At 69.9% G+C, this 16,155-nt stretch carries 14 protein-coding genes; 8 read left to right on the forward strand and 6 right to left on the reverse strand.

The genetic code is table 11. From position 1 onward, the window contains the following. Both IPK24_04290 and IPK24_04295 read left to right on the forward strand, forming a co-directional pair. A complete protein-coding gene (locus IPK24_04290; protein MBK8074790.1) occupies nt 1-804 on the forward strand; it encodes a matrixin family metalloprotease in 804 nt (267 codons plus the stop codon). Between the two features lie 408 nt (nt 805-1,212). Then, complete coding sequence (locus tag IPK24_04295) at nt 1,213-3,372, forward strand: copper-translocating P-type ATPase (GenBank protein MBK8074791.1); 2,160 nt, start codon at nt 1,213-1,215, stop codon at nt 3,370-3,372. Here IPK24_04295 and IPK24_04300 read toward each other — a convergent pair. After that, the gene (locus tag IPK24_04300; protein MBK8074792.1) at nt 3,314-3,724 is read right to left on the reverse strand and encodes an FMN-binding protein; all 411 of its coding nucleotides are present in this window, start codon (nt 3,722-3,724) and stop codon (nt 3,314-3,316) included. The two genes, IPK24_04295 and IPK24_04300, sit on opposite strands and share 59 nt — an antisense overlap. Nucleotides 3,725-3,947: 223 nt before the next feature. Between IPK24_04300 and IPK24_04305 the strand changes: the two genes are divergently transcribed. Both IPK24_04305 and IPK24_04310 read left to right on the forward strand, forming a co-directional pair. After that, nucleotides 3,948-4,859: a site-specific DNA-methyltransferase gene (locus IPK24_04305; GenBank protein MBK8074793.1), complete on the forward strand. Its 912-nt coding sequence runs from the start codon at nt 3,948-3,950 to the stop codon at nt 4,857-4,859. Nucleotides 4,860-4,870: 11 nt separating this feature from the next. Next, nucleotides 4,871-6,004 carry a hypothetical protein gene (locus IPK24_04310; protein MBK8074794.1) on the forward strand — a complete coding sequence of 378 codons (1,134 nt, stop codon included), beginning with the start codon at nt 4,871-4,873 and terminating at the stop codon, nt 6,002-6,004. Between the two features lie 52 nt (nt 6,005-6,056). Here IPK24_04310 and IPK24_04315 read toward each other — a convergent pair whose 3' ends face one another. After that, on the reverse strand, nt 6,057-6,881 hold the full coding sequence (locus tag IPK24_04315) for a hypothetical protein (protein MBK8074795.1): 825 nt from the start codon (nt 6,879-6,881) through the stop codon (nt 6,057-6,059). Nucleotides 6,882-7,085: 204 nt separating this feature from the next. Then, on the reverse strand, nt 7,086-7,439 hold the full coding sequence (locus IPK24_04320) for a VOC family protein (GenBank protein ID MBK8074796.1): 354 nt from the start codon (nt 7,437-7,439) through the stop codon (nt 7,086-7,088). A gap of 88 nt (nt 7,440-7,527) precedes the next feature. Here IPK24_04320 and IPK24_04325 point away from each other — a divergent pair, with 88 nt between their 5' ends. Genes IPK24_04325 through IPK24_04335 form a run of 3 tightly spaced genes read left to right on the forward strand, consistent with a single transcriptional unit; the run spans nt 7,528 to nt 9,772 of the window. Beyond that, on the forward strand, nt 7,528-7,893 hold the full coding sequence (locus IPK24_04325) for an HNH endonuclease (protein MBK8074797.1): 366 nt from the start codon (nt 7,528-7,530) through the stop codon (nt 7,891-7,893). A gap of 47 nt (nt 7,894-7,940) precedes the next feature. Continuing rightward, the gene (locus IPK24_04330; GenBank protein ID MBK8074798.1) at nt 7,941-8,954 is read left to right on the forward strand and encodes an ATP-binding cassette domain-containing protein; all 1,014 of its coding nucleotides are present in this window, start codon (nt 7,941-7,943) and stop codon (nt 8,952-8,954) included. Beyond that, entirely contained in the window at nt 8,951-9,772 is an 822-nt protein-coding gene (locus IPK24_04335) for an ABC transporter permease (protein ID MBK8074799.1), read from the forward strand. The genes IPK24_04330 and IPK24_04335 overlap by 4 nt, the downstream gene beginning before the upstream one ends. Before the next feature lie 22 nt (nt 9,773-9,794). Here IPK24_04335 and IPK24_04340 read toward each other — a convergent pair whose 3' ends face one another. From IPK24_04340 to IPK24_04350, 3 genes are all read right to left on the reverse strand, one after another. Beyond that, entirely contained in the window at nt 9,795-11,636 is a 1,842-nt protein-coding gene (locus IPK24_04340) for a DUF222 domain-containing protein (protein ID MBK8074800.1), read from the reverse strand. A 549-nt stretch (nt 11,637-12,185) separates the two neighbouring features. After that, on the reverse strand, nt 12,186-12,659 hold the full coding sequence (locus tag IPK24_04345; GenBank protein ID MBK8074801.1) for a nitroreductase family deazaflavin-dependent oxidoreductase: 474 nt from the start codon (nt 12,657-12,659) through the stop codon (nt 12,186-12,188). 36 nt (nt 12,660-12,695) lie between these two features. After that, nucleotides 12,696-13,469: a hypothetical protein gene (locus IPK24_04350; GenBank protein ID MBK8074802.1), complete on the reverse strand. Its 774-nt coding sequence runs from the start codon at nt 13,467-13,469 to the stop codon at nt 12,696-12,698. Between the two features lie 235 nt (nt 13,470-13,704). Between IPK24_04350 and IPK24_04355 the strand changes: the two genes are divergently transcribed. Further along, a complete protein-coding gene (locus IPK24_04355) occupies nt 13,705-16,155 on the forward strand; it encodes an FAD-dependent oxidoreductase (protein ID MBK8074803.1) in 2,451 nt (816 codons plus the stop codon).

The raw sequence follows: 16,155 nt of genomic DNA on the forward strand, positions 1-16,155 counted from the left end.
GTGAAGGGCACCGGCGGCGGGTTCCTCCGAGCGCGAACGCGGTGGTGGGCACTGGCTGTGGCGACCGGCTTCGCCGCCGGTGTCGTCACGCTGCCCTCGGCCGCCGCCCGCTGGGTGCGCGCCGAGGCGGGCATCCCGACCCCAGGTCACGAGGCGGCGTCCCACCCGCTGGGGGCTGCGCCGGTGATCGCCTTCCCGAAGGACACCTTCCGGTTCATCCAGTACCAGGACGACGGCACCACGCCGGTCACCTGGGACCCGTGCCGGCCGGTGCACTATGTCGTGCACCGGGCCGGGGTGCCCGCGGGGGGTGAGGCGCTGCTGGCGGGCGCCGTCCAGAAGATCTCGGCCGCCACCGGGCTGCAGTTCGTGGCCGACGGCGCCACCGACGAGACGCCGGACTGGCACCGGCCGAGGTTCCAGCCCGAGCGCTACGGCGATCGCTGGGCGCCGGTGTTGATCTCCTGGCGGACGGCGGCCGAGACGCCCGAGTTCGGGCAGGACGCCGTGGGGCTGACGAACAGCCAGCCGGTCGCCCCGGCCGATGGACCCTGGGTCTTCGTCACGGGGCAGATTCAACTGGACGCCGCGGCGTTCGCGCAGTTGGTGAGCCGGCCGGAGGGCACCGATCTGGCTCGGGCGGTGATCGAGCACGAACTCGGGCACCTGGTCGGGCTCGACCACGTCGACGTCCCCGCCGAGATCATGTACCCGCAGGCCAACCTCGTGATCACCGAGCTGGGTCCGGGGGACCGCACCGGGCTGGCCCGGCTGGGTCAGGGGCCGTGCGTGCCCGAGCTGTGAGCCGAACCTGCGCCGCGCAGGCTGTCCGCCGGCCGTTCGGGTCGGCCACGGCGCTCGTCAGCCGCTCCGGTTTCTCAGCGATCAACCGGTCAGCGCGGCCGCGGCACAGCATCGGCGGGTCCACCACGCTGCTGGAGCCCGATCCGGATCTGGTCACGGTCTCGGCGATCGCGGCGACCTGGGGCTCCGCCGAGCACAGCCGGTGCTCCGAGGCATGTCGAGTCCAGGTCGGGGTGTCCCCGAGGGTGACTCCGAGGTCCTGAGCCTCAGAGGTTGGTGACCAGGCGAGCCCCGCACGCCGAAGGGGCACGGTCGACTGGCGAGAATACCCCGGGGGGGTATTTTCCTCGATGTCCGGACCTGGGCGATGGCAGGCATCCGCCCGGAACCGTCCATCAGGAGGCCGTCATGGTTCAAGCCACGCACGAAGCCACGCATGGAGCCGGGCATGGAGCCGGGCATGGAGCCGGGCATGGAGCCGGGCATGGAGCCGGGCATGGAGCCGGGCACGGTGGGATGTCGATGTCCGACATGGCCGCCGACATGCGGCGCCGGTTCCTGGTCGCTGCCGTCCTGTCGGTGCCGATCCTGTTGTGGTCGCCCATCGGACGCGAGGTGCTCGGCTTCGAGGTGGCGGCGCCGTTCGGCCTGCGCGATGACGTGTTCGCCCTGGTGCTGAGCCTGCCCGTGGTCGGGTACTCGGGGTGGATCTTCTTCGCCGGGGCCTGGCGGGCGCTGCGGGCTCGGACGCTGGACATGATGGTGCTGGTCGCCGTGGCCATCGCTGCGGGGTGGCTCTACAGCCTGGGGATCACGCTGACCGGCGGTGGTGAGGTGTTCTACGAGGCGGCCTCGGTGCTGACCGCGTTCGTGCTGCTGGGTCACTGGTTCGAGATGCGAGCCCGCGGTGGGGCGAACGATGCCGTGCGCACGCTGCTCGAACTGACCCCGACGCGCGCCGTGGCGTTGCGCGAGGGAGGTGAGGTCGAGATCGAGACGGCCCAGATCGCGGTGGGCGATCTGCTGCTGGTGCGGCCCGGCGCCACGGTGCCGGTGGACGGCCTGGTCGAGGATGGCGTGAGTGAGGTCGACGAGTCGATGGTCACCGGCGAGTCGTTGCCGGTCGGCAAGCAGGTCGGTTCGTCGGTGATCGGGGCCTCCGTGAACACCACCGGATCGTTGCGGGTGCGGGCCACGAAGGTCGGCGCGGATACCGCCCTGGCCCGGATCGTCGCCCTGGTGCAGGAGGCACAGAACTCCACCGCGCCCGGCCAGCGGCTGGCCGACCGGGCCGCCTTCTGGCTGGTGCTGGTGGCGTTGACGGCCGGCACGGCGACCTTCGCGGTGTGGCTGGCGGTCGGGCGCACCGCGGCCGAGGCGTTGCTGTTCGCGATCACCGTGGTGGTGATCACCTGCCCCGACGCGCTCGGGCTGGCCACTCCCATGGCCGTGATGGTGGGCACCGGCCTCGCGGCGCAACGAGGAGTGCTGTTCAAGAACGCCACCGCCCTCGAGACCTCGGCCCACATCGACACGGTCGTGCTGGACAAGACCGGAACCCTGACTCGTGGCGAGCCCGAGGTGACCGACGTGCAGGTGTTCGGCGGGGTGAGTGGGTTGTCGCCCGAGCGGGCGCTCGACCTGGCAGCGGCGGTCGAGCGCGAGTCGGAGCACCCACTGGCCGCGGCCGTGGTACGCCACGTCGAGCGCGAGCGGGACGGAGCGTCTCGCGGATCGTTGCGGGCCAGTGCTTTTGCGTCCGCCCCCGGGCGCGGAGCCGCCGGGCGTGTGGACGGTCGACGGGTGGTGATCGGTTCGGTCGGGTTGCTCGAGGCCGAGGGCATGACCATCGCGGACGAGGTGCGTTCGGCGCGAGGCGAGCTCGCGGCGTCCGGGCGGACCGCCGTCCTGGTCGGGGTCGACGACGCGGCGGTGGCGGTGATCGGGTTCGCCGATGCCGTCCGTGAGAGCGCCGCCGACGCCGTCCGTGAGTTGCACGGTCTGGGGGCGCAGGTGGTGATGCTGACCGGTGACAACGAGGCCACCGCGCGACGGATCGCCGATCAGCTGGGGATCGACGACGTCATCGCCGGCGTGCTGCCCGACGGAAAGGCCGACCGGATCATGTCGCTGCAGGCGCAGGGCAGGCGCGTGGCCATGGTGGGTGACGGCGTGAACGATGCCCCGGCCCTGGCGCGAGCCGATCTCGGCATCGCGATCGGTGCGGGCACCGATGTGGCCATCGAGACTGCCGACGTGGTGCTGATGCGGTCGGACCCGGCGGATGTCGCGACGGCCCTGCGCGTCGGGCGGGGCACCGTGGCAAGGATGCGTCAAAACCTGGGGTGGGCGATCGGCTACAACGCCATCGCCCTGCCGATCGCGGCCGGGGTGTTCGAGCCGGCCTTCGGGCTGACGTTGCGTCCCGAGATCGCCGCGCTGTCGATGTCGGGCTCCTCGCTGATCGTGGCGGTGAATGCGTTGTTGTTGAAGCGGTTGCGGCTGCCGATCACAGGTGGGCCGCGTCGAGAGCCGACTGCAGCGACTGCACGTAGCCGTCGCTGGTGACGGTGGCGCCCGAGACGGCATCGATGTCGGCGCCCTGAGCATCGATCACCTCCTGCTTCAAGATCGGCAGGGCACGGTCGTTGATCTCGACGTCCCGGTGGTTCTCCTGCGGGTACTGCACCGCGTCCGATGCGGTGATCCTTCCGTTCTCGACCGTGATCGCCACCTGGACGACGCCCCAGCGAGTGTCCACGGCATCGCCGGTGTAGGTCTGGGCTGCGGCCGAGGCGCCGGAATCGGAGGTGTTCGCGGTGCCGGCCGCCGAGGCGGTGGAATTCGTGCTCGTGGGGTAGCTGAACAGCAGCACCAGCCCGCCGAGGGTTCCGGCGAGGGCGGCGAGGATCTTGCGCATCGAGGTTCTCCTGGGTGGCGTCGTCCTCCTCACCATCGGTCGGCAGGCTGGGAATCTGCTGGGTGGACGCTGGGCCGATGGTATGGATCGGGTGATCAAGATCCGGGCCGGGCGGGGGGCAGGGCCATCCCTGCGGAGCTGTCGTGTGGGGATCGCGACGGAAATCGGCGGTTCTCCCGGGGTCTGGCGCCCGGTTGTCGGACCCCCGTCCTAGGGTGGCGGTGTGACCAGCCAGGCGTCCTCGGGCCACGCGAAGCGCCCCTCCGGTGACCTCCTGGTCGAGCGGTTGCTGCGGGACGGCGTGCAGCACAGCGACGCGCTCGACCTGCTGCCGCGGTTGCCGAAGGGGTCGGTCGACCTGTTCTTCACCAGTCCGCCGTACGCCGACCAGCGGGCCTACAGCCGGATTCACCCCGATCGCTACGTCGAGTGGTTCATGCCGTTCGCCCGGGCGATGTACGAGGCAACCACCGAGTCCGGCAGCCTGGTGATCAACATCAAGAACCGGGTCGCCAATCGAGGGCCGCTCAAGGGGCAGCGACATCCGTACGTGTACGAGTTGGTGCTGGCTCTGCAGCACCTGGGCTGGCGCTGGGTCGAGACGTACATCTGGGCCAAACCGAACGCCGTCCCGGGCAAGTTCGGGCCGCGCACCAAGGACAGTTTCGAGTACGTCTATCACTTCGCGCGGGGGGCGAAACCGCACTTCGACCTGGACGCGGTGCGGGTGCCCTACAAGGCCGACGCCGCCGAGATCGCCCGGCGGGCGCGTGACACCAACGGCCGCAAGAACACCGACGCCGGGTTCGGCCGCGACCGCACCAAGACCTACCTGTTGGGCGGTGCCGACCCGGGCAATGTGATCAATGTGCCGCAGACCTACAACCAGCACCGCGGCGTGGCGCACACGGCGGCCATGCCCGAGGGGCTCGCGGAGTTCTTCGTGCGGTGCATGTGTCCGCCGGGGGGTCTGGTGCTCGACCCGTTCGCCGGCAGTGGCACGACGATCGTGGTGGGGCGCCGGCTCGGACGGCGCGCGGCGGGCTTCGAGATCCACGAGGACTTCGTGGCCGAGGCGCGGCGGCGCATCGAGAAAGACCTGGCCGAGGACATCCCGGGATCGCTGGTCGGGTAGGCGGGGTGGGAATGGTCGCCATCGACGAGACCGTCGCCCGGATCGCGGCGGCGCGCACCTGGGATCAGCGCGTGGCCCAGATCCGGTTGGTGCCCCAGCACCACGGCATCGGCGAGCACTCCGAGATCTACGCCCGGGTGGCGCGCGAGGCCTACGTACCGCACCTGGCTCCCGACTTCGCCTATGTGCATGCGAGCCCGTTCTACAGCTTGCCGGTGTTCGAGGCGGCCTATGCGGCGGCGGCCGACCTGACGGCGGACTTCACCCGGGTCGAGGTGGCCGACCTGAGGCGCGCCATCCAGCGGAACTCCCTCACCTTGTTGGTGTTTCGCACCGTCCTCGGCCTGACACGGGACGAGTTCGCGCACTCGACGACGTTGGCCGGCCAGGCCATGGGCCTGCGCGGGTTGTCCTCCAGCAAGGTCGATTCGATGGAGCGCAGCGGCACGGCGGTGACCGGTGAACAAGCGCAGGTGGCGGCCGAGACGATCGCGCGGGTGATGGCGGGGTCCTTGTTCGGTGACCCGCCGGGGGACCTGCGCAGCAAGCAGGACAAGCCCGACACCGCCGACGGCTGGGCCGGCGTGGCCACCTTGGCGCGCGATGGCGTCCCGTACCCGGTGTTCCTGCACCAACGTCACTACGGCGGCGCGTTCCGGCAGGTGCTCGATGCGACCTCGACCTTGCGCGGCAACCTGATCGAGGACGCCGTCGAGGCGCTGTTCCGCGAGCACGGGATCCCGCACCTGCGCACCGGCAGCCACAACCAGGGCGACATCCAGGCGCGGTTCGAGGTACGCGTGACCCCGGCGCCCGACTTCGTGGTCTACGACGCGAGCGGCACGCTGCGGGCGATGCTCGAGTGCAAGGGTGCCAACGATGGTGGTACCGCACGCGACAAGGCCCTGCGGTTCCAACGGTTGAAGGAGGAGTCGCTGCGCCTGGGCGGCGTCCCGTTGCTGGCCGTGCTCGGCGGCATCGGCTGGGCGCGGGTGAACGACACCCTCGGGCCGGTGGTTCGTGACACCGACGGGCGGGTGTTCACGCTGGCGAACCTGCCGTCGATGGTGACCGTTGCGCCGTTCCCGAGCCTGATCGGCCTGGCCGAGGACGATCCCTTCGCGGACGGCGTGCTGCCGATCTGAGTCAGAGCGCGCGCGGGGTTCGCGTTCCACGCCGGCCATCCGAGCTCGCTGGTCACACGCGCGCCGCTTGGGTAACGCGCCAGCCGATGTGGATCACCGCCGCGGAGTGGGCGATACCGGTGAGTCGCAGGAGAACCAGCACGAGAAACCCGGCGTTCCACACCACGAGCGCCGAGCTGAGGGCAAAGGCCAAGGAAACCCAGATGGTCCACCGATCAAAGGCGTCGGGGGTGCGTGCAATCACCAGCGCAAGGAGAAGGCTGCCGAGGCTGAATGCCGCCTGATCGATCACATTGAGCGACACGATCTCTCGAGGTACGGCGACGCGGTGGTCAACGGCCACGAACGATGCGAATGCGCTGAAGAAACTGAGCGCCGAAGCCGCCGCGAGGGATGCCGTCGCTGCGGCGGCCATCATGCGGCCTCGCTCGTACGTCATGGCGTACACGCCGCGCAGGCCGAAGACCTTGCACGCCCCGGCCACCATGAAGCAGGTCATGACCGATTGGAATGTCGCGGCGTCCGTGATGGCTTGCAGCGACCCGAGGTGGCCCAGGATGCCCGCGGCCCCACCGGCACAGAGCAGGACACCATGTCGCATGCTCGGGTAGACCGGCTCGGAGGGAGGGGGCGACATCGTGGGCGGACCCGGGGCTGCCGAGGGGGAGTACGGTTCCGCCGGCGTGGAATGCGACGAGGGGATGTTCCGCTGCGAGGCGAGGGGAAGGGGTATGAAGAGCTGGAGATAAGCGACAACCGTTCCCACCACCGTGAACAATGAACCCACGATGTCGGCGCCTGGTCCCTCGGCGAGGAGTACGGCGGCGCCGATGCCGATGAGGAAGAGTCCGGAGACCATCACGAGCTTGCGTGGCATCCTGTCGAACTCCGTGTCTGTGCGGATGACTCTTGATGCGGCACTCACGACCAGGTTAGTGGAATGGCTCGGTCAGCCGTTGTCCCACGGGAGAACAGCTTGTCGGGTCGGCCGTCGTCGTCCGGTGGTTGCAGGCCTGGGGTGCCTCGGGTGCTGCGGCGGTCCGCGGTGACGGACGCGCCCCAGCGGTGACGAGAGCGTGATCTACCCGGCGGATCCCTGGCCGACGGGCGTGCCGACCCGGAGACGATTGCCCCAGGGGTCGGCCAGCGCGAACTCACGGCACCAGGGCAGATCCTCGACGGTGACGCCACCACAGGCCTCGGCCACGGCATCGACGTCCGGGACGTAGAGGTAGACCAGGGTGTCGGGTCGGGCGTCGCCCCGGTGCTCGGACAGGTGCAGCCGCGCCGTCTCGCCGTGGGCCAGGCCGATGTACAGCGGCATGCCGGGCTCGAACTGGTGGCGCCACTCCTCGACGAACCCGAGGCGTTGGTACCACTGCGCGGCGGCTGCGGCGTCATCGACGCGGAGCACCGGAACGGCGAAGGTCGTCATGGGTTCAGGGTGCCCGTAGGTGTCGAGGACTGTCGACCCGCCGACGTGGAGCAGCCCTCGGGACCCGGCCCGCGCCTATCCTGACGCGATGGCAGTCAAGGGCGGCCGTCGCGCCCGCGCCGCCCGGCGACGACAGCGCCGGATGGAGCGGGTCGAGCACGACCTCACCGCGGAGCAGTGGGGCGCACTGCAGGGGGCCTGGGGCGGTTGCGCCTACTGCGGGGCAACGGACGAGGCCCTGCAACGTGATTGCGTGACGCCGTTGTCGCGCGGTGGCCGGTACACCCTCGACAACATCGTTCCGGCCTGCCGGTCCTGCAACACCAGCAAGTGCAACCACGAAGTGACGGGATGGATGCGACGCAAGGGCCACGACGAGCGCCGATTCCTGCAGCGCTACCTCGAGGTGAAGGCGGCGTTCGGGTCGTCGTCCGCCGCCGCCTCGTCGTCCTGAACCGCGCTGCGCAGGCACCTGTCGGTGGCGCGTTCTAGGGTCGTTTCATGTCCACTGCACTGCCCACGCCATCCTCCATCGCCGTCCGAGCCGAAGGGCTCGTCAAGACCTACGGCAGCATCCGTGCCCTCGACGGGCTGGACCTACAGGTGCCGGCCGGCACCGTGCTCGGCGTGCTCGGGCCGAACGGTGCCGGTAAGACCACGCTCGTCCGCGTCCTGACCACCCTGCTTCGGCCCGACGCCGGCCGAGCCGAGGTGGCCGGGATCGACGTCCTCGCGGCCCCGAAGCGGGTGCGCGAGGTGATCGGGCTGTCGGGCCAGTACGCCGCCGTCGACGAGTACCTGACAGGCTTCGAGAACCTCGACATGGTGGGCCGGCTGTATCACCTGGGTCGTGGCCCTGCCCGTGAGAGGGCACGTGAGCTGCTCGCCGACTTCCGGCTCGAGGACGCCGCCGACCGGGCGGTCAAGACCTACTCCGGCGGAATGCGGCGCCGACTCGACCTGGCCGCTGCGCTGGTGGCCCGACCCCAGGTGCTGTTCCTCGACGAGCCCACGACCGGGCTGGACCCGCGCTCGCGCAACGAGATGTGGTCGGTGCTGGCCGACCTGGTCAGCGGTGGGGCAACGCTGGTGCTGACCACGCAATACCTCGAAGAGGCCGACCGGCTCGCCGACTCGATCATCGTGATCGATCACGGTCGCATCATCGCCCGAGGTACGTCCGACGAGCTCAAGGCCCAGGTCGGCGGTGAGGTGATCGAGGTGGTGGTGGCCGATGCCGGCCGCCTGGCCGATGCCTCGCGGGTCCTGAAGGCAGTGGGCGCGGCGGAGCCCTTCATCGCCGAACACATCCGGCGGGTCAGTGTTCGGGTGGCCGGCGAACGGCCCGCTGCAGGGCTGCTGGTCGAGGCGCTGCGCGACCTGGACGAGGAGGGGATCACCGTCCTGGACGTCGGGGTGCGCCGGCCCACGCTGGACGACGTCTTCCTGACGCTCACCGGCCACGCGGCGGAGGACGATCCCCTGATCGAGCGAGAGAAGGAGCCGGTGCGATGAGCACGCTGGTGCAAGCACTCGGGGACGGCGCCGTCATCGCCAAGCGCAACCTGATCAAGATCAAGCGGGTACCGGATCTGCTGGTGTTCGCCACCCTGTCGCCGATCATGTTCGTGTTGCTCTTCGCCTACATCTTCGGCGGCGCCGTCGATCTCGGCGGAACCGGTGGGGTCGACCCCCGGCTCTATCGCGAGTTCCTGATCGCCGGGATCTTCGCCCAGACGGTCGTGTTCGGCGCGACGATCACCGGTGCCAGCCTGGCCGAGGACCTGCAGAAGGGCGTCATCGACCGGTTCCGGTCGTTGCCGATGAGCGGATCCGCGGTGCTGGTCGGGCGAACCGTCGCAGACGTCGCCAACAACCTGATCGCGATCGTGGTGATGGGGTTGACCGGGCTGGTCGTGGGCTGGCGGATCCGGACCTCGGTGCTGGATGCCCTGATCGGCCTCGGGGTGCTGCTCTTGTTCGCCTACGCGATGTCGTGGGTGATGGCGGTGGTCGGGCTCTTGGTGCGCACGCCCGAGGTGGTGAACAACGCCTCGTTCATCGTGATCTTCCCGCTGACGTTCTGCGCCAACACCTTCGTGCCCTTGGAGTCCTTCCCCGCGCCGTTGCGGGCGTTCGCCGAATGGAATCCGGTCTCGGCGGTGACCCAGGCCGCGCGCGAGCGGTTCGGCAACGTCGTGCCGGGCGCGGGGGTACCCGACGTGTGGGCCTTGCAGCACCCGGTGACCTACACGATCCTGTGGACCGCCGTCATGTTGGCGATCTTCGTGCCGCTGTCGATCCGGATGTACCACCGGGCCGCCTCGCGCTGAGGAGGGCCCACCGCGAGGTTGGTCACGGCGGGTCATGGTCAGCCTCGCTGCCGGAGGTCTCCTTCGGCGCGCTGTCGAGGTCGAGGGTGAGTTGGTCGCCGAGGTGTCGGGCGAGCCGGTGGGCTGTCCGTTCGTCGTCGTGGAGGGTGTTGCGGACGGGTCGTTGGAGTGGGTCGATCCAGGGTGGGGGGATGACCCAGGGCACTCCGTTGATCATGGTGATGGTCCAGATGCCGGCGTGGACGCCGGTGTGGTCCCGGTTGCAGACCATGGCCATTGCGTCGACGTCGGTCAACCCGCCCTCGGCCCAGGGGGTGACGTGGTGGACGTCGCACCAGTCCGGTGGTGCGGTGCAGCCGGGGATCACGCAGCCCCGATCTCGGGCGAACACCGCCCGGCGTTGGGCGGGGGTGGCCAGGCGTTGGGCTCGTCCTTGGGCCAGGACGGCTCCGCCGCTGTCGAGCAGGGTGGGGGAGATCAGGCTCTGGCAGAGCATCTGGGCCAGGACGTGTCGGGGTAGGGGTCCGCCGCCGGGGCCGAGGTCGCTGCCGAGTCCGGCCCCGGGGGTGGGTGTGGGTCGGAGGGCGGCGGTGAGTTGGTCGAGGGTGGCGATCAGCGAGATGTGCACGCCGGTGGAGGGTGGCGGAGTGGGCCCGCGGCGAGGGGTGGGCGCGGTCCGGGTGGTGGGCGCGGTGGCCTGGGGTGTCGTCGGCTCGGCAGCCGATGCTGAGCCGCTGTCGTCGTCATCACTGCCACTGCCACTGCCATCTGCGTCGCTGTCGCTGTCGCTGCCATCTGCGTCGCTGTCGCTGCCACTGCCATCTGCGTCACTGCCGCTGCTTGCGTGCGGGTTGGTGTCTGCGTCGGGGTCGGTGCCGCGGTGCAGGGCCAGGCGAGCCAGGTGGGTCAAGGCGTCCGCGCGGCGTTGCGCCGCGGTCCTCGGGTCACGCAGTGGCAGCTCACCCTGCACCTGCCCGTCCCCACCAGCCTCAGCCTCGGTGTCGCTGGTTGTGGCGGCCGTGGTGGGCTTGCTCAACGCATGGATCACGTTCCGGACGATCAGCCCATCCGCCGGGGACAACGCGAACCGTCCGATGAGCATCCCGTTGCTGTCGGTGCCCAGGTGCAGGAACCGCTTCTCGTGAGCCTTCGGGTCGAAGCCCTTGTCCGGGTTGAGGGCCTCTTCCAACTGGGTGCACAGTCGCCGGAACACGTGCGGGGCGTGCTTGCGGGCCATCTCGGCCAGGAACTCATCGACGCGTTGGATCCCGGAGATCCCGTCCGGGTCCACGTGCGTCAACACGTCCCGATCGATGCGGCCCAGACACCCGACCGCATGGTCGACGTGGCGACGGGAGATGTCCCCGGCCGCCAACGCCGCACCGACCTCGGGTAGCCCCGACGCCGCAGCATCCGGGCCAGTGCTATCCACGGTGCCGGTGTCGACGCCGACCCCGGCGCCGTCCGGATCCAGGGCACGCGCGGCAGCGACGTCGCGGGCCGCGGTACCCGGATCGACCCGGAGCGCGTGCACCAGGAACGTCGCGGCGACCTTGCCGGGCGCGCAGGTCGGCATTGCCTCGGGCCGGTCATCCAGCGCCCGGACCAGGTGCAAGGTGGCGGCCTCGACCTGGTTGGCCACCCGGTGGGCGGCGATGAGCGCGTCGCGCAGCTCGCCGTCCGACAGGGTCAACGTCGGTGCGGTCTGCAGCGACCGGAGCTGGGCCGAGACGTCCTCCAGCACCGCCACGACCGGTGGGGTGCTCATCGCGGCCGCGTCAGCGTCGCCGTCCGGGATACCGGGCAGGCCACTGTTCCCGACGGTCTCCTCGCCGTCCGGGGTGGGTGTCTGCTCCGGTTCCATGAATCAGACGCTACGGGCGACCACCGACAATCAAGCCGCCCCAGGCGGCAATGAAAGCCATTGCAGCAGAACAACTATTGTGCGAGATGTCACTGTCACAGAATGCCCCGCCGAGGCACCTTAATCAGCGGGAGAGCTCTGCCTCGGCATCCCGAGCACCCGCAGGTCCCAGAGCTTCACGGCAGGGTCGTGGTGCGTCGTCCCCGGGTCGGGGTCGATGCCCTTCTCGGGAGCACTGTCGTTCCACAGCTGGGCGAACGGGATGGGCCGGCCGGTGGTGGTGGCGTCGCAGAAGCTCGGCGAGAGCGATGGTGCGGACCAGCGCTTCTTCGGGATCCGGCGACGCGACGAGCGGAACGAAGGGAACCGGCGACCTGGAGCGGCTCGGGACCGCTCACCGAGGAGTGCCCGGAGGTGACCGGTGGCTCACTGCACGCGGCCATCCGGACCGCGCTCGCGAGTAGGCGGCCGCAAGGACGACTGTTCGACACCCACCAGCGATCGTGCCGCGAGACAACGCCGCGCCTCAGGGTCGCGCGCAACGCTGCCTCAGGCCGCCGTCCGCACCGGTTCGAGGACGACGACCGCCGTCTCGGTCGGGCGGCGGGCAGCGTAACTGTCGAGGTCCGTGTCCAGAGCTCGCCACCGAGCCCACAGCCGGTCGCGCTCGGCACCCACGGCGGCGTGCGCCACCACCTCGAGGTGACCGTCGGCCAGGTCTACCCGCGCCTGTGGGTGGGCCTGCAGGTTGAGCCACCAGGCGGGTTCGGCTGCGCCCCAGCCGTTCATGGCCATCGTGACCAGGTTCGGGCCATCCTCGAAGTAGCCGAGGATCACGGATCGTTCCTGGCCAGAGCGTCGTCCGATCGCGGTGAGGCGCATGGCACCCCACTTCGTCGGCCGGGCACGCCAGAGGCCACGACGACCTCCGGTCACGCGATACCAGAGGCGGTGCAGCGTCCAGAAGGATCGAATGATCCACCGGGGTGGTAGACGTCCAGAGCGCTGGGGCGGGGTCGACATGGCTGTCCTCCTCTCGCCGGGATCGGCGTGATCGACTCAGCCCAGCCTGGTCGTCGATCGTCCAGGGGGCATCAGAGGTGGCCCCTGGTCTGTCCCTGACTGCGCAGACCACGCGACAGGCTCGGCTCGTCGGATGAGGCGGGCGCCGTAAGGAACCAGAACGGCCGACATGCCCAGGGCGGCAGTCAGGTTGATGATCTCCGCACCATCGGGGAAGGCGATGAACAGCAGACTGATCATCAGCAGGACCGCCTGTCTGGCCGTGAGGAGCTTCGCGCGCCACAGGCCGGCTGCTTGGATCATCACCCCGAGCGGCATGAGTGCCATTCCCCACACCAGTACCATCAGTCCGCGCAGCGAGAAGATCGCCACCAGGCCGGGCATCATCTGCTCGAACTGGCTCTGGGGCAAGGTGTCGAGTGCACTCATCGTCAGGCACAGCGCGCCCTTGTCGGCGGCGAGGAGCACCGCGCCCACGACCGCCAGGCCGGCGCCGATGCCCCCGAGCCGAGCGGCCCGGGTGCCTCTCAACGCTGAAGCGAAGTGCACCGTGAGCACCACCAACAAGGCGGTATTGATCGTCACCAGCGCGTGGGCGAGTTGAAGTAGGTCGTTGCCGTGAGCTCGGCGGATGAGCGCCTCGGGCCCGAGCGCCAGCCGTGGATGGAGTAGATCGGGGTGGACGGCGAACGCGAAGACCCACACCACGGAGAAGGCGATGAAGCTGAGTCCGGTGACGGTCTGCTGAAGGTGACGCCAGGACGTGCTGACGGTGACCGGAGACTCGTCGAGAGCTGCGAGCGGCACCATGGCACGCCCCCCTTGGCGTTGCTGACGCCCGTCCAGCCGTGGCCGACGAATCTGTCCGCAGGCCCCCGCCGACGGACCGGACACGACAGAGCCTACGTCGCGTGATGAGCACGGATCCTGGGACGCATGTCCTCGGGTGGTGGGCGGCAACGTCGCGAAAGCGCTCATGGCGAAACGGAGCGCAGCGATCGTGCCGGCATTGACACACGGATGGGTGGTGTCCAGAGTGCGGCCCATGACCGTGCCGACCGTGCCGACAGTGCCGACAGTGCCCGAGCGCTGCGAGATCGTCATCATCGGTGGCGGGGTGGTTGGCGCCAGCATTGCCTACCACCTCGCCCTGCGTGGCCGGACCGACGTGCTCGTGGTGGAACGTCGCAAGCTGACCCACGGCAGTACCTGGCACGCCGCGGGGCTGGTCGGTCAACTGCGCAGCAGCAGCGCACTGACCCAGCTGATGCGCACCAGCGTCGAGATCTACCGCACCCTCGAGGTCCAGACCGGCCAGGCCATCGGCTGGCACGAGGTCGGCGGGCTGCGGGTGGCGTCCAGTCCGCAGCGGTGGGAGGAGCTGCAACGCGTCGTCACCCAGGGCACGAGCTACGGATTCGACCTGCACCTGGTCGGCCCGGCCGAGGCGGAACGCCTCTTCCCGTTGGTGAACCCGGACGGCGTCCACGGCGCGACGTGGACGCCGTCCGATGGGTACGTCGATCCGACCCTGCTGACTCAGGCGTTCATCGCCGGCGCCCGCGCGAGGGGCGTGCGCGTCGTCCAGGACTGCCGTGTCGAGGCGATCGAGAAGCGGGGACGCCGCGTGCGCGCGGTGGTCACCGAGCAGGGCCGGATCGAGTGTGACGTCGTGGTCAACGCCACCGGGATGTGGGGCGCCGAGACCGCCCGACTGGCCGGGGTGAGTGTGGCGGTGAATGCCGTCGAGCACCAGTACGTGGTCACCGAGCCCGGCGCGGACATCCCGACGGATCTGCCGACCTTTCGTGACCCGGACGCCCGGATCTATCTCAAGCCCGAACTCGGGGCGCTCGTCGTCGGCGGCTGGGAGCAGGGCACGAGGGCATGTTGGCGCACCGTGCCTCGGGAGCTGGGTCCGGAACTGTTCGAGCCCAACCACGAACGGTTCGAGCCGCTGGCCGAGGCGGCGAGTCATCGGGTGCCCGCGTTCGGCGACCTGGGGATCCGGGCCTGGGTCAACGGCCCGATCCCGTTCTCGCCGGACGCCGAACCGTTGATGGGCCTGACCGAGGACCTGGACAACCTGTTCCACTGCTGCGGGTTCTCTGCCGGGATCGCGGCCGCGGGCGGCGCAGGGAGTGCGATGGCGAACTGGATCGTGGACGGCGACCCCGGCCTGGATCTGTGGCCCTTCGACGTCCGGCGGTTCGGGGTGCCGCAGACCGTGCCGGCGGTACTCGAACGATCGGCGGTGGCGTCCTACGGGCACTACTACGACATCGCGTTCCCGAACCGGGCGAGTCTGCCGCCGCGGGGGCAGCGGCGCAGTCCGCTGTTCGACACGTTGCGCGGACGGGGTGCCGTGTTCGGGGCCTCGTTCGGCTACGAGCGAGCGAACTGGTTCTGCCCCGGGCAGGTCGGCGTCGTCGAGACGCCGACCTTCGGGCGGGGCGACGCGTGGGATCAGGTGGCGGCCGAGCATCGCGCCGTGCGGGAGGCGGTCGGCCTCATCGACCAGAGCTCCATGGCCAAGTTCGTGATTCGCGGCCCGGGGGCGCTGGCCACGTTGCAGCGACTGGCCGGCGCGCAGCTGGACATGCCGGTCGGCACGGTCGTCTACACCCAGTTGCTCAACGTTGCCGGGGGCGTCGAGGCGGACGTGACGATCACTCGGCTGGCCGAGGACCGGTTCTACCTGGTCACCGGCAGCCGGTTCGGCCGCCACGACGTGACCTTCCTGCGCCGACACGCCCCGGACGACGGCAGCGTGCTCATCGATGACGTCAGCAGTGCCTACGCCATTCTCAACGTCTGCGGACCGAGTTCACGGGAGGTGTTGCAGCAGTTGAGCTCCGACGACTTCGGGACGGAGTCCTTCCGGTACATGACAGCCCGGGAGACGGACGTCGCCCAGGCGCCGGTGCTCGCGTTGCGGGCCGGATACGTGGGGGAGCTCGGCTGGGAACTGCACGTGCCCAGCGAGTATGTGCAGGACGCCTACGAGCAGATCCTCGCGGCGGGTCAGGCGCACGGCGTCCGGGACGTCGGGTACCGCGCCATCGAGTCGTTGCGATTGGAGAAGCAGTACGTCGCGTGGGGGGTCGACGTCCGCTCGGACACCAACCCCTACGAGGCGAGGCTCGGCTTCGCGGTGCGACCGGACAAGCCCGGGCTGCTCGCGGGGGAGGCGCTGCGGGCGATCCGGTCGGCCGGGCCGCGGCGTCGGTTGTGCTGGTTCAGTACGCAGGCCGAGCTGTTGCTGCACGGCGGGGAGATGCTCGTCCACCCGTCGAGTGGCACCCAGGTCGGTGTCGCCAGCGCCGGATACGGGCACACGGTGGAACGCGGGCTGTTCTCGGCCTACCTGCCAGCCGAGGTGGCCGAGGCTGCTGCGGATGACGAGTTCGAGGTCGAGATCATGAATCGCCGATTCGCGGCAGTGCGCGAGCCTCGTTGCCCCTACGATCCTGAGGGGCAACGGGTTCGCGGCTGA

Source organism: Kineosporiaceae bacterium, assembly GCA_016713225.1.
Taxonomy (GTDB): Bacteria; Actinomycetota; Actinomycetes; order Actinomycetales; family Kineosporiaceae; genus JADJPO01.